The following is a 13,515-nucleotide window of genomic DNA, read 5'->3' as shown; positions in this document are numbered from 1 at the left end:
CCGAGGATGAAGTACCCCTTCACGCCGATGCCCTTCTCCAGCAGCCGGCGGGCGACGGTGAGGGTCATGGCGGGGGTGATCCGCTTGTCCACCGCCTCCAGGACCCGGGCGGAGCCGGATTCGATGCCCAGCGCGACCTCGCGCAGACTCCTGGACCGGCCTGGCGGATCTCCTTCATGCCGTCGCGCGAGCGCTTCACGAGGGCGGAGGTGTCCGCGGACTGCACCCCTACCTCACCGCGCAGGGCGAGCTGTGGTGGGATGAGGAGAACTGCCACGAGCTGGACGGTCAGCCACTGACGCCGGCCCCGACCTGGCTGGTCTGATGGTCAGTCAGAGACTCGAACTCACCACACCGTCCCTGCGTGGCCACGACGACGCTCAGGTCAAGGACACCTGCGCCCCTTGTCCAGTTCCCGGTGCAGGTCCTGGGCGCTGACGTACATACGAGCGGCCCTGGCGAAGGATCACCCACCCGAGCTCCCGCAACCGCACAGGCCAGGACGACACCACCGGCTCTCGACAGGTGACACCACGTGGCCGTCGATGCGGGGACGGCCGGTCCAGGCAGCACAACGTCAGCTCCCCGGGTGCCCTGGACCTGCTCCGCAGGAACCACGACAAGCACGAGAGGCTCCTCGACGATCTCGTACACCGGCAGGATCATCACCAGGACCCCGGCACCGGGATCGTCCGCCTGCGCTGCCTCAAGGACACCCTGGGGTCCTTCACCGGCACCCGGGCGGTCCGCGTGCCGTTCCAGCGTCACCATCCGGTGCCCTCCTGCCGCGGCCGTCGGCACGGTTACGGTCTCGAGAGGAGCTCGCCCATGGCTGTTGCGGGGTCGTGGTGCGGGTACCCGGCCGGCGACCAGGTGCCGTGATCGCGACGGTAGGGGTACCAGAGGCGCCCGCAGGTGCCGAGGCGCAGCTGGGCGTCGTGTTTCGGGATGGTGATCCAGTTGTCCTTCACGCCGATCCTGGGTGCCTCCTGGGTGTTCCAGGCGTTGCGGATCTCCTCGCGGGCCGTGTCCAGGCGGCGTGGATCCGCGTGCCAGGGTTCGTCGAGGACGGCTAGGGCCATTGGGCCGCCGTATTCCCAGGCTCGGGCCGCGCGGGACAGGGACTGGGGGGTGCGTCGGCCGCCGAAGACCAGGCGCGTGACGATCCCGTCCGGCGGTCGGGCTGCGGCCAGGCGGATCAGGTCGTTGGCGACGGGGAGGGTTGTTGGGACGTGCAGGGTCTGTTGCGTGTCCTGTTGCAGTGCCTGCTGCAGCAGGTGGGTGGCGCGGGCGGCGGTGTCGGCGGCCAGGAACTCCAGGGCGGCCGGGTCGAGGCCGGGGACCGAGTCGGCGGCGTGGTACAGGCGGGCGACCTGGCCGGGCTGGTCGACGGGGAAAGCGGGTGGGGGCAGCGGCGGAAGGCCGGTGCGGGCGGCGGCGAATACGTCCCGGGCGGGCACGCCCGCCGGCGGCGGGCTGGAGGTGGCGGTGCTGTGGCCGGCGTTGCGGCGGTGCAGGTCGGCCATGATCTCGTTCTGGCCGCGGCCGCGCAGGAGGAGCAGGACGAACGGGTCGCGGTCGAGGAGCCGGGCGACCTGGTAGTAGAGCGCGGCGGCGTGCTTGCACGGGTCGCCCCAGTCCGGGCAGGAACAGGTGGGGGTGGGCTCACGTGGTGTCGGCAGCAGATGCGCGCCGGCTCGGACTGCGTCGTCGGCGAGGGTGGGGGGCATGTCGCTCTCCAGCAGGGCGGCGATGTGCCCGGCCCGGCCGGCGACCGTGTCCAGGAGCGCGTCCCAGGCTGTGGGGGTGAGCGGGGGAATGCTCATCGAGGTGCGGTAGGGGGTGGGCCGGCTGCCCTGGACGCGGGCGGTTGCCAGGCCCGGGGTGATGGTGATCTCGCCGACGTTGCCGGCCCGCGCGTAGGTGCGCCCCCGGGCGAGGCGTCCGGTCGCGGACCGGGTGGGGCCTTCCAGGGCCTGCACCCAGGCGTTGCCCCACCAGGTCTCGGCGAAGGAGCGGCCGAGCCGGGCGGTGGGAAGCGGCGGGAAGACCAGACGGCGGTCGCCGTCACGACCGGGCGAACGGGCCGGTGAGGACTTCATCGGGGGATCCTCCTGAGGCGGACGAAATCGGCGAGTTCGGCGTCGCTGAGTTCGGTGAACGCTCCTTCCCCGTCGGTGCCGAGCACAGCGTCGGCCAAAGCCTGTTTGGAGGCAAGAAGTTCGGAGATTCGATCTTCGATGGTGCCCTCGGCGATGAGCCGGTGCACCTGGACCTTCTCCGTCTGACCGATGCGGTAGGCGCGGTCGCTGGCCTGCTCCTCGACGGCCGGGTTCCACCACCGGTCGAAGTGGATCACATGGGAGGCGCGGGTCAGGTTCAGGCCGGAGCCGGCCGCCTTCAGCGACAGCAGGAAAACCGAGGCCCGTCCGGACTGAAAGTCCTCCACCATCCGGTCCCGCCGCTTGACAGGGACGGAGCCGTGCAGGAACTGCACCGGTACGCCCCGGGCGGTCAGATGGCTCTCGATGAGCCGTCCCATGCCGACGTACTGGGTGAAGACCAGCGCGCAGCGTTCCTCGGCGAGGATCGCGTCCAAGAGCTCGTCGAGGAGTTCCAGCTTTCCCGAGCGGCCCGCCCGCTCACCCGTTCCGGCCTCACCGAGGAACTGAGCGGGATGGTTGCAGATCTGCTTGAGGCCGGTGAGGAGCTTGAGGACCAGGCCCCGCCGCGCGATGCCGTCACTGGCCACGATCGCGGCCATCGTCTCGCGCACGACCGCTTCGTACAGGGCCACCTGCTCCTTCGACAACGCCACCGGATGGTCGGAGACCGTCTTCGCGGGGAGCTCCGGGGCGATCCCGGGATCCGACTTGCGTCGGCGCAGCACGAACGGGGCGATCAGCGCCGCCAGGCGGCCCGCGGCTGCGGGGTCCTTCCCGCTCTCCGCGCCGCGCGCGTACCGGTCCCGGAACTCCTTCAGCGACCCCAGCAGCCCGGGCGTGGTGAAGTCCAGCAGCGCCCACAGATCGGCGAGCTGATTCTCCACCGGGGTACCGGTCAACGTGATCCGCGCGGGCGCGCGAAGAGTGCGCAGGGCCTTCGCCGTGGATGACGCCGCGTTCTTCACGTGCTGCGCCTCGTCCACCACGATCAGCCCGAAGGCACACGCTGCGAGCTCGGCCGCCCGCAGCCGCATGGTGGCGTAAGTCGTCAGGACGAAACCCGACCTGGCGCCGGTCAGCGCGCGCCGCCCGCCATGGAAGCGCACCACCGGGGTCCCGGGCGCGAACCTCTCGATCTCGCGCTGCCAGTTCCCTAGCAGCGACGTCGGGCACACCACCAGCGTCGGCTCGCTGCGCCCGCGATGCAGGTGCAGGGCGATGATCTGCAGCGTCTTGCCCAACCCCATGTCGTCGGCCAGGCAGCAGGCCAACCCCAGGGACGTCATCTGGTCCAGCCACGTCAGGCCCGCAACCTGGTAGTGGCGCAAGGTCGCGTTCAAGGCGGCCGGTGGCGGGACGGGGCTTCGGCGGGCTGCGGCTGCCGGGTCGGCCAGACGCTCCTTCAGTTCGGCGAGCCATCCGAGCGCCGTCACCTCCACCTCCTCTCCGCCGATGTCGGCGCGGCCGGCCAGCACGCTGCCCAGCGCCTCCACGGGTGTGAGCGGGACCGGGACCCGGTCGCGGGCCCGGGCGAGGACGGCCGGGTCTATCAGCACCCACTGGTCCCGAAGACGCACCAGGGGACGGGTCGCCTCGGCGAGCCGGTCGAGTTCGGCCGGCTCCAACTCCCGGCCCGCCAGGGCGATCTGCCAGCGGAACGACAGCACCGCCTCGGCCGACAGCAGCGACGGTAGGTCCGAGGCGGCCTTCTGCGCCGGCTCGACGACGCCGCGGGCCAGCAACCGCTTCGCCAACTCCTTGGGCCAGTGCACCTGAACGCCCGCCTCGGCCAGCGCGGCCGACGCCCTGCCCAGCAGATCGGCGACCTCGGCGTCCGACAGGTCGAGCCCGATCGGCGCGGCCGCGTCCAGCAGCCGGCCCATCGGCGCCCACGCCCGGGCCGCCCGCCGCAGTCCCAGCAGCGCCTGCGCCCGTGCCTGCGGGCCGAACGAGGCGCCGGCCCCCGAGCGGCCAGACCACACGTCCCGAGCGTCGGTGACCATCCCGTCGGAGAGCTGGTGCAACTGGACCACCGCCCTGCACCCGCCCGCATCCCGTCCGCCACCGGACCCGTCGGCGGCCCAGTCGCCCGTCTCGACGCCGGGCAGCTCGATCCGCACGGACACCCGCACCCCACAGTCCAGGCCCACTGCGGCATCGGCCGCCCACCGCCGGTACTCCTCGGGCACCGGTTGCGGCTGCACGGCCGTCCACATCGGCCCGCCGGCGGCCATCGGACCGGCCGGCGTACGGGCGAGGACATCGGAGACCGCGTCCGCGAAGGCCCGCACCAACGGCTCGGCCTGCGGCAGTTCGGCCCCGTCCCGGTCCGCGAGCGGCACGGCCCGCGCGTTCGGCGGCATCGCGGCTGCCAGCCCGCGCACCGCCACCAGGTCGTCAGGCTCGTAGGGGCCGATCCGCCATGCGTCGAACCCCGCCGGGCTGACCCCGGGCAGCAGTCGGCCCCGCGCGATCAGCTGTAGCGCCAGTACCACGGCGGTGCCCCAGAAAGCCCCTGACGGGTCGCCATCCGACGTCCGGCGCGCCTCGATGAGGACGTCCAGGGCCTGACCGACCGGGAGCCGGACGGCCGGTACCTCCCGGCGGCGCACCTGGGCACCGTGTGGGCGCACCACCGTGACCTTCTCGCTCGCCCCGGGCACAGCGCCGCCGACCGGCCGCCAGAACACCACCGTGCCGGTGCGTGGTGGATCCGCGGGGACGAACACCGCGGCGCACAACGCCAGCTCCCGCACCCGGTCCGAAGTCAGCGCCGATGGACCGTACTCCCTCTCGGCGCTGCCCACGGTCCTGCTGATCGGCGAATCCGGCACCGCACCCTCCGTTCCGGCGCGGGCGGAACAGACCCGCGCGGCGCGACCCTACCCGCCTCTTCACCCCGTCCGCCGGGGAACAGGAGCAATCCACTCCTACCGGGGATGCGCCGACCGACACGCCAAGCGAACCGACGCCCGGACCGGCTGCCCGGGTGCCCCGCGTCGGCCGGTTCGGCCCCGGGTCGCTGGGCGGCTACCGCCGTGGCCGAGTCTGGAACGTCAGCTCGGTCGGCGTGATCCCTGTTCCGAGCTCGGCGAAAGGAACCTTGGCGAGAACACTCGCTGCCAGCAACGCACCGAACCGAACCGTGCCTCCATGCTGTTGCCGATGCCCCCAGTCGACTGCGTCGACGCGTCAACCGGCAAAGCCCGCCCCCAAAATTCATGGAGCGACCCCATCCCTCGCGGCCTCGACTCAGGCCGGCCGCGCACTCACCGCACCACGGTGTGACCGCCCGACCGGGCGGCACACCGGGCCCGGAGCTCACCGGTGTGCGTCGTCGCCGTTCCCGCTGTCGAGCAGCCGATCGAGGTCGGCGTCGGTGAGCGCCGGCAATGCACGATCGGCATCCCACAGTTCCGACACCCATTCGACCAGCGGCCGTACCGACGGCGGCAGCGACGCAGTGCGGCGCACCACGTCGCGGCCGTCCCACGCGATGCTCTGGCCTGCCTGCAGGTAGAAGCCGTCGATGAGCACCGGCTCCGGGCCGAGGTCGGGCTCGATGTACACCACATCCGGCCACGCCTTGGCCGGTGAACCGTTGACGCGCCATCCGTACTGCCCGAGCCAGCGCTCCAGATCGGCGATGTCCGACGGATCCGTCACGGTGAAGACATCGGGCAGGGGACTACTCAACGCGCACTCCTGGGAATTTTCGCTCACCGCGTGGTCGGGCGCCCAGTATCCAGCACCTGCCTCCCTGAGCGGTGGTGATCAGGCCACCGGAGAAACCGGCCGGCATCGTGGGGTCGAACTCCCTGTGGCGGGCCTTCCGGTCGCCTCCGCAGTCGGCAACCGCGGGCCTGCGGCTCCGGTGCCGGACATGTGCCTCAGTGCTTCGCAGAGCCTTGGGCAGCATGCGCGCAGGGCGCCTGCCACAGGGGGACGACCCGTACGGGGGCAGCGCCGCCGAGGGTGCGCGCCTCGCCTGTACGCCTTGCCGTGCCGGCCAGCGAGATCACATGCGCGTGGTCGGTCCTGGTGTCCATGGGGATCATGTTCGGGAACCTATCGGCTGGCACCGACAAGTCCCGGACGCCGCTCACCGTTGCAATATTCATCCCCACCCGTCGTTGCACTCCGGCAACGGGTACCGCTTCGCCGGCCGGTTCCAGCGTGCCGGCCGCGGTCAGCACTGCGTTGAAGGGACTCCGCTCGTCGAAGACGCCGTCGGGCCGCTGAAGCTCGTGCCCTCGCAGTTCACGGCCGTCCCGTGCAAGGCCATCGCACGCGGCGACCTGACCCTCCCAGCATAGTGCGGCACTGCATGGGCACCGCTCGTTCTGCCCTGGCAGACCGAACCGTCGGAGCAGAGGGCGGGCCAAGGCCCCTCGGGGACGCGGGCCCGGGACCACTGCGGTCCCGGGCGGATGGTCCTGCCGTCACCCCCCCCAGGCCGTCACCCGGAGAGGGCGGCGGGAGCGCGTCCGCCCCTGCCCGACCTGGGCCGCTGCACGGCGGCGCCGCGCCGTGTCCGCGCCAGCTGAACGTCGTTGTACGCGGTGGCGAGACGGCTCGTCAGGTTGACACGGCCGGACATAGCAGTGCGCCATGGCTCAGGGCCCGGACCGGGCCTGGAGCCGAGAGCGGAGCAGCCAAGGCGTGTTCGGTGCACGCCGTGCACAACGGGTGGTCGGCCGGATACGGTTAGCTATCCAGGGGTGATGGTGGTGGGCGTGACCAGCACGACCGGCCATGCGACCGTGTCGTTCGTCCTGGCCATGGCCATGAGCGGATCCGCCAGCGCGGCCGCGCAGGACCGGGGACGCGCAGCGGATTCGACCAGCGTGCTGTGGGCGAACCAGGCGAGGATCCACGCCGTCAGCGACCGCGTCCACGACTACCTGGACAGCCGTACGGCCGACGACCCCGGCTACGCCGGCATGGTGGTCGATCCGGAGACCACGACCCTTCACCTGTACTGGAAGGGCCCGCTGCCCTCCCAGGTGCGGGAGACGATTGTCTCCGCGCCCCGCGAGGTAAGCGTCGACGTCCGCCCGGCCTCCTACTCCCGCGCCGAGATGAAGGCCGCGGTCGACCGGTTCATCCGGGCGACCGAGGCGATGCCGGGCTATTGGAGCAGCGTAGGCCCGGACGAGACAGGTTCCGGGATCACTGTCCGTTTCGCCGGGCAGCTCTCGCGCCACGGCGACCGCTCTGCCGGGCAGTACGCCGTCGACGCCTCCACTTTGGCCGGCCTGCCCGTGCAGGCCGGCCAGGAGACGCCGAGCGTTCCCACCGCTACGCGGCACAGTGGTGGCTCGCCCTGGTACGCGGGCGCCGAGATGAGCGCACCGGTGGGCGAGACGGGCAGCAGCAAGTTCTGCTCGACCGGCTTTTCCGGCTGGCAGGGTGCGCGGCCGGTCATCCTCACCGCGTGGCACTGCGGCGCCGACGGCAGCTACGCCAGTGGCACCGGCACACTCGTCGGCTGGGCCCGCGACAGTGCCAAGGATCTCGACAGCCTGGTCATCGAGCTCAGGGACAAGCCCGGCTCGCGCGCCTACATCGGCGCGTGGAACGACGGCGGGGCGACCACGCACATCTATGGCGGGAAGACCAACAACGTTGGGGAGCGGGTCTGTACGGACGGGGCCATGTCGGGACAGCATTGTGGGTTGCAGGTGACCGAGGTCGACCAGGTGCGCATGATCGGCGGTAATCGGGTCACGCTCGTCGACACCGCCATGCGCACCGACGACCACACCATCGTCTCGGCCAACGGTGACAGCGGAGGCCCCGTCCTCGGGGATCCCGTCGACGATGCCTGGGGTGCCAAAGGGCTCATCGTCGGCTCCGCGGGCGACGCCGTCGCTTGCCGGTGGGGCACCGACACCGTCGCCGGCTGGAAGCCGACCTGCTACTCGGGCGTTTCCTACGTGCCGATCGGCGCCATCACCCAGAAATTCGGGATCTCACTCGCATGAGGCGCACTACCAGGACCCTGATCACCGCCACCGCGGTCGCTGCCGGCCTCGGCGTCACCATCACCGTGCTCGTTGCCGCCGCCACCCGCCCCGGCGACGACGAGGCACTCGCCCTGGCCTCCCGCATGGGCGGCAACACCTACCACGTCTGCAACATTGGCATCACCGACGAGGGCCTGGAGGCGGACGTCATCGGTGATCAGCCGCGCGCCCGCCGCGAACTCCAGAATGCCACCGGACGCCACGTCACCCTCCACACCTGCCACCTCGACCCGGGTGTCGAACAGGGCAACCGCGTACACCCCGACGCCGACCGCTACGCCCGCACCACGCAGGGCGGCGGCTTTACCGTCTACATGGTCGACCAGATGCCCGACCACCGGGTGCGCGCGGGCGTCATCGGCGACCAGGCCAGGGCCCAGCAGGAATTCGACGGGGCGTTCCCCGGCCAGATCGTCGTCCACAACACCCACCAACGGCTCAACCTGCCCGACCCGCCTGCCTCAGAGTCCTTCGGCGATTTCGTCCGGCAGCTCGCCCGCGAGCACCAGCAGACCGCTCCGGCCCCGTCCGTCATCGTTGACGAGGAGCACCAGGCCGTCTCCGTCACGTGGTCCGGGGCGCTGCCCCCCGATGTACTGCAGGTTCTGCGCCGGGCGCCGCAGAACGTCACGGTGTTCGTCAACGGCGTCGCGGTTAACAAGGCCCTGTAGTCCCTGGCCCGGGCACTTCCTTGCCCCGGAGATGTGGCCCCGGTCGGTCCGGGGGCAGCGACATCTGCCGCCAGCCCGGCGAACGCCGCGGATGGTGGCGCGGCGCCCACGTCGGTGGACGGCGCGGTGGCGCGGGAGCTGGCCCACCGTCCTGGCCGCGCCCCGCCCCGCCGCCTGCGCCTGGCAGGCGGTCCGCCGCCAGGTCCGTTCGATGGCAGGCCCGCTCCCACCCGTCGCCCACCTGAGCGAGCCCGAGCAGGACGTCCTCGTCCTGCACCTCGTCCTCGACCTGCCCGAGGCCGAGGTCGCCGAACTCATCGGAACCGACGCCGCGGCCGTCCACATGCACCTGCGCTCCGTACGCGCCGCCCGCCGCCACTAGCCACCCGGCAGTCACACGCCTCCAGCCCCGGCAGAGTGCGTCCCAGTGAAGTCCGACCGCAGGCAGATCAGCCCACGGCGCTGCGCGCTGAAGCCCCACCCGAGTTCGCTGCCGGCAACGCAGGCGTCAGCGGCACAGCATTCCGGGTCAGGGCCAGTGCTACCTCGGTGTCGTCGCTCCAGGAGCAGACCTTTAGCCAGGACAGGTAGCCGGCCTGGGCGAAGAGCAAGACTTCGCCGGGGCAGTCGCCGTTCTTCGTGTAGCTCTGATTGCAGTGATCAGGCGTGTGGTGCCCTGCCCGCAGTGCAGTGTCAGCCACACTGGGTGACAATCTGATCACCAGTCGAGGAGGGTGTTGTCAGTGGACATCGCGGTGTGCATCACACAGCAGGCCGAGGCAGACGCCCTGCTCGGCCGCAACCCACTCGCCCTGCTCATCGGTGCTGTTCTGGACCGCCATGTTCCATCGGAACTCGCCTACGCTGCCCCTGTGGTCATCGCCCGGCGCCTCGGCGAGGGCCTCGATGTGCACCGGCTCGCCCAGTACGATCCCCGGCAGTTGGCCACGATCTTCAAGGTCAGACCTGCCGTTCACGAGTTTCCGGCCCTCATGGCCCGACGTGTCCAGGAGCTGTGCCACCACCTCGTCGCCCTGCACGACGGCCGGGCGGCCGCAGTCTGGGAGGGCGCAGGAACCGGGAAGGAGCTCTACAGCCGCCTTCATGCTCTGCCCGGCTTCGGCCGTCAGAAGACACAGATCTTCGTGGCGCTCCTGGGCAAGCAGTACGGGATCCGCCCGGACGGATGGCGCGAGGCGGCTGGCCCCTACGGCGAAGCTGGCGTTCATCGATCTGTCGCCGACGTCACGGACCCTCACTCCCTGGCGAAGGTCCACGCTGCCCGCGCGGAGGAACGTCGCAGTGCCAGAACCGCGCAAGCGCGACGAGCTGCCTCCCTCAGAGCTGAGGAACGCTCCGAGCAGGCACACAGGACCGCTTCACGCCTCGGTCACCGGGCTACTTGAAACCTGCCTCGGCGGCAATGACATGCACGGACGTGTAGGCGGCGCTGGCTGCGTAGGTCATAGGCGGGAGCACTTGTCGGTGGGTTTCAGCATCACTCGTTGGCTGCGGAGCCGACGAATGTTGGTGAGAAGTAGAAGCACTGGCGTGGCGGGTGCGTGGTGGTCACGCGTGCGGAAGCAGGCTGGGCTGTGTCAGCATGACGCCGTGCTGATCCGAAAGGTCGATGCCGCGTAGGCGTCCGAAGGCCGTCCGTGCTGAACGGTGGCGGCCGCGCAGGAATGTTGCAGTGCGTCGGGTCCGAGGGGTCTCCGCGCGGACCCGTGCAGCGATCCGCCGTCTCGAAGACGAGCGGCTATGGCCCAACGCTGTCGCTGACGCATTGGACCGCTTCGAGTGGATGTTCAAGCAGCCGGGCCGCTATCTCAGTGCGTCCCATGTCTGGCAGCCTGGCTTGGAGGTCGAGTATGCCCGCGATGACCTGGAAGAGGTCATGCTCCACCTCCCTTGTGGTGCCCGGCGGGACCTGGGCCGGCTGGTGGATCGCATCGACGACGAGTTCGAGCGCCGCACGCTGCCGAACCCGGGTCCCGTCGATGAGTGGACGGTGGGCGGCTGGTGGTGGTCGAGAATCCGGGAACGCTGAGGACGTTCCACGAATCCGTGGCGTGCGATGTCAGCCGACGGCTTGCTGTTCGGCGCGGGCGCGGGTGCTTGCGAGGCGGTAGGAGTCGGTGCCGGTCTCGATGATGGTGCCGTTGAAGGTGAGGCGGTCGACGATGGCCGCGCAGAGGCGGGGGTCGGTGAAGGTCTTGGTCCATTCATCTGGGGCTGGCACTTGTTCCCTCACACGAGTTGCGGCTGCGACCTGGCCGTTTCCTCCTCCTGCGGTCCTCGTTGGTTGTCGCGGCAGTGCCCAGGTTTTCAAGGTGCTGCCTTGACCGTTCAGGTGCGAGGAAGGTGTGCCGGTGGCCGAGGCGAGATTGCAGGTCATCGCGGGCGGTGGCGTTCCGCAGGGACCGCTGGTCAGGGACCCGTGGCAGTTCCAGGCCGCGTGTGTGGAGGCGTTCGTCGCCTCGTGGCGGGCCCGCAGGTTCAGCCCGGTGACGATCGACAACGACATCGGCCTGCTGGAGCGGACGCTCGTCGCGTTGGGGCGGCCGGCGTGGGAGGTGACCCCGGAGGACATCGACCGCGTCATCGGTGACCTCGCGGTGAAGGGCCGGGCGACATCGACCCGCCGCGAGTATGTGCAGATCTTCAAGGGGTTTCACCGGTTCCTGCAGGCCCGGAAGGCCGCCGAGATCGAGGCCGCGTTCGGGGTCCGACTGATCCGCCCTGTTTACGAGTTCAACGCCTCCCGGCATGTCGGCGACGACTCTCCGGCTCTGCTGCCGCCACCGACCCCGGAGCGGGTGAACGAGTTCTTCGACTTCATGAAGCAGCGGATCGCGACCGCCAGGAAGTACGGACCCGCCGCCCGGGACTATGCGTTGTTCCGGACCCTGTATCACGCAGGGCTCCGTTCCGAGGAGGCCTCCCTGCTGGAGAAGCCGGACCTGCACTTCACCCGCGGCCCGTTCGGCAAGCTCCACGTCCGCTTCGGCAAGGGCGCCCGCACCTCCGGTCCCCGCCCGCGCTGGGTGCCGATGCTGGACGGCCTGGACCTGGTGCTTCGATGGTTCCTTGAGGACGTGCGGGGCAAGTTCCCCGACTCGCCCGTGCTGTTCGCCGACGAGTCCGGTGGGCCGCTGCATCGCGGGACGATTCGCAACCGGCTCCGATATCCGTACTTCGGTGCGCTGGGCGCGGTTCCACGGTACCTCCACCGCGGCCAGGAAGCGGAGCCAGCGCAGTAGGTCGTAAGCGTAGGAGCGACAGGAAGCCGCCGTGTTCCCACAGGCCACGAGCTCGCGCAGGAATTCGCTCACCGGCGTGACCGGCAGCCCGGAGCCGTCCACCATCAGCCAGGCCAGGGAGGGCTGGGCCATGCGGTTCGTGGCGATCGAAACCGGACCGGACCAGTGGCTGAGCGCCTCCGTTCGGGCCACAGCAGCACATCCACGAGGCCATCGGGGAGAGCGTTGCAATCGTGCCGGATTCGGTGGTGTGGAAAGTGCGCGTTGCGGCCCCTGAGCGCGAGGACGCAGGCTTTGTCCGGCCGACGAGCTACGCCACGGACGAGCCCCTACACAGCTCGTTCGGCGGGCAGTTCGTGGTGCCGAAACTCGATCATGTCCGCCCACCTGCTGACCGGGTCGACGCCGGCATCCCTGGCCGCCACCCACCGGCTCAGCTTCTCCTGCGACAACCGGGTACCCCACTGAGCGACAGCTGTTTCTTTCACTTGCTCGAGCAGATCGGCGACAGTCCGAAACAGGACCTCCAGCGCCGCATTCACGTACCCGTGGGAGCGGCGGAGCCAGGCCGAACGAGCAACCCGCCAGAGCCGACCGCAGCGGCTGGCCTCCCTGCAGTCGATGCTGCGGCGGACGGGATTGCCCGCTGGTTCGCAGTGGGCACGCCGCAATGTGCCGACAGCCCAACTCTCACATTGACACCCCTGGGCCGGCTTCAAGCAGGAGGTCGGTCCAGCCCTTGTCCGCCGACTCCGGGTACAGGGCGTGGTCGCACCAGATGCGCGCGGCCGCCGTCAGGATGCTCCATGCTGCCCCTGCCGCGACACCGGCGTCCATGATCTGTACCCGGGTCGCCGTGACCGGTAGCTCCACGAACCGGTCAACCTGTTTCTTGGCCGTCATAACGGCCACGCCCAGTGCATCCGCAGAGTCCTTGGGCGGCTCGGTGGGGCATTCCTCGGCCAGACGGTGCAGGATGAACTGCGTGACGGCGTCGAGCTGTCGGCGATCGAGGTACATGGTGGGTCCTCAGCGGGTCACGGCCGTGTCTGCGGCAGCCTGGAGGAAGCGCAGGGCCCCGGACTGCTCGACCAGGCAACCGATACCGAAATCACGTACGGAGTCGAGTTCGGCGAGCGTGACGTGCACAGGGCTTCCTCTCGGTGAACGACGGCCGGGCTCACGGGCTGTCGAGGGCGAACTCCTCACAGTAGCCGCGACGTTCACGATACGCCGTGGCGCACAGGCGGACGACCAGTTCGGGAGACGAGCCACGGTGCTTTCCATGCGCTGCCCCGGGCTAAGGCGTGTCTGACAAATGATCATCTGGTTGGTTCGCGGAGCCAGAGGATTAGGGAGGCCAGGACGACTCCGGCGCGGTAGCGGT

10 protein-coding genes and 1 pseudogene are annotated in these 13,515 nt (G+C 70.3%); 6 read left to right on the top strand and 5 right to left on the bottom strand.

The genetic code is table 11. The annotated features are described in order from the left end of the window. Positions 1–803 precede the first annotated feature (803 nt). The 3 genes from ACWGKU_RS37340 to ACWGKU_RS37330 form a co-directional block, all read right to left on the bottom strand. On the bottom strand, positions 804–2,102 hold the full coding sequence (locus tag ACWGKU_RS37340; protein WP_331768527.1) for an SWIM zinc finger family protein: 1,299 nt from the start codon (positions 2,100–2,102) through the stop codon (positions 804–806). Further along, positions 2,099–4,999 carry a DEAD/DEAH box helicase gene (locus tag ACWGKU_RS37335; RefSeq protein WP_421813755.1) on the bottom strand — a complete coding sequence of 967 codons (2,901 nt, stop codon included), beginning with the start codon at positions 4,997–4,999 and terminating at the stop codon, positions 2,099–2,101. Before ACWGKU_RS37335 ends, ACWGKU_RS37340 begins: the two co-directional genes overlap by 4 nt. Before the next feature lie 487 nt (positions 5,000–5,486). Then, positions 5,487–5,861 carry a hypothetical protein gene (locus ACWGKU_RS37330; RefSeq protein WP_401053199.1) on the bottom strand — a complete coding sequence of 125 codons (375 nt, stop codon included), beginning with the start codon at positions 5,859–5,861 and terminating at the stop codon, positions 5,487–5,489. A 1,040-nt stretch (positions 5,862–6,901) separates the two neighbouring features. Between ACWGKU_RS37330 and ACWGKU_RS37325 the strand changes: the two genes are divergently transcribed. From ACWGKU_RS37325 to ACWGKU_RS37305, 5 genes are all read left to right on the top strand, one after another. Next, entirely contained in the window at positions 6,902–8,152 is a 1,251-nt protein-coding gene (locus ACWGKU_RS37325) for a chymotrypsin family serine protease (protein WP_331768525.1), read from the top strand. Further along, complete coding sequence (locus tag ACWGKU_RS37320; protein WP_331768524.1) at positions 8,149–8,865, top strand: hypothetical protein; 717 nt, start codon at positions 8,149–8,151, stop codon at positions 8,863–8,865. The genes ACWGKU_RS37325 and ACWGKU_RS37320 overlap by 4 nt, the downstream gene beginning before the upstream one ends. 211 nt (positions 8,866–9,076) lie before the next feature. After that, positions 9,077–9,247 (top strand): sigma factor-like helix-turn-helix DNA-binding protein, encoded by a 171-nt coding sequence (locus ACWGKU_RS37315; protein WP_452180732.1) that lies wholly within the window; start codon positions 9,077–9,079, stop codon positions 9,245–9,247. A 361-nt stretch (positions 9,248–9,608) separates the two neighbouring features. Next, positions 9,609–10,271: an HhH-GPD-type base excision DNA repair protein gene (locus ACWGKU_RS37310; protein WP_452180731.1), complete on the top strand. Its 663-nt coding sequence runs from the start codon at positions 9,609–9,611 to the stop codon at positions 10,269–10,271. A gap of 380 nt (positions 10,272–10,651) precedes the next feature. After that, positions 10,652–10,915 (top strand): hypothetical protein, encoded by a 264-nt coding sequence (locus ACWGKU_RS37305; protein ID WP_401048759.1) that lies wholly within the window; start codon positions 10,652–10,654, stop codon positions 10,913–10,915. A 30-nt stretch (positions 10,916–10,945) separates the two neighbouring features. On the opposite strand, the pseudogene ACWGKU_RS37300 reads toward ACWGKU_RS37305, so the two are convergent. Beyond that, a pseudogene (locus ACWGKU_RS37300) lies at positions 10,946–11,089 on the bottom strand (ATP-binding protein); the annotation flags it as partial. Positions 11,090–11,231: 142 nt separating this feature from the next. On the opposite strand from ACWGKU_RS37300, the gene ACWGKU_RS37295 reads away from it, so the two are divergent. After that, positions 11,232–12,128 (top strand): tyrosine-type recombinase/integrase, encoded by an 897-nt coding sequence (locus ACWGKU_RS37295; protein ID WP_452180730.1) that lies wholly within the window; start codon positions 11,232–11,234, stop codon positions 12,126–12,128. 690 nt (positions 12,129–12,818) lie between these two features. On the opposite strand, the gene ACWGKU_RS37290 is transcribed toward ACWGKU_RS37295, so the two are convergent. Then, positions 12,819–13,148 carry a hypothetical protein gene (locus ACWGKU_RS37290; protein WP_331768519.1) on the bottom strand — a complete coding sequence of 110 codons (330 nt, stop codon included), beginning with the start codon at positions 13,146–13,148 and terminating at the stop codon, positions 12,819–12,821. Positions 13,149–13,515: the final 367 nt, after the last annotated feature.

This window comes from Kitasatospora sp. NPDC054768 (genome assembly GCF_053612025.1).
This window is presented reverse-complemented; position numbering and strand designations above follow the sequence as displayed.

Coding starts and splice junctions, on each gene's coding strand:
- ACWGKU_RS37290 (WP_331768519.1), bottom strand. CDS start 13,148: ATGTACCTCGATCGCCGACAGCTCGACGCCGTCACGCAGTTCATCCTG.
- ACWGKU_RS37315 (WP_452180732.1), top strand. CDS start 9,077: ATGGCAGGCCCGCTCCCACCCGTCGCCCACCTGAGCGAGCCCGAGCAG.
- ACWGKU_RS37320 (WP_331768524.1), top strand. CDS start 8,149: ATGAGGCGCACTACCAGGACCCTGATCACCGCCACCGCGGTCGCTGCC.
- ACWGKU_RS37340 (WP_331768527.1), bottom strand. CDS start 2,102: ATGAAGTCCTCACCGGCCCGTTCGCCCGGTCGTGACGGCGACCGCCGT.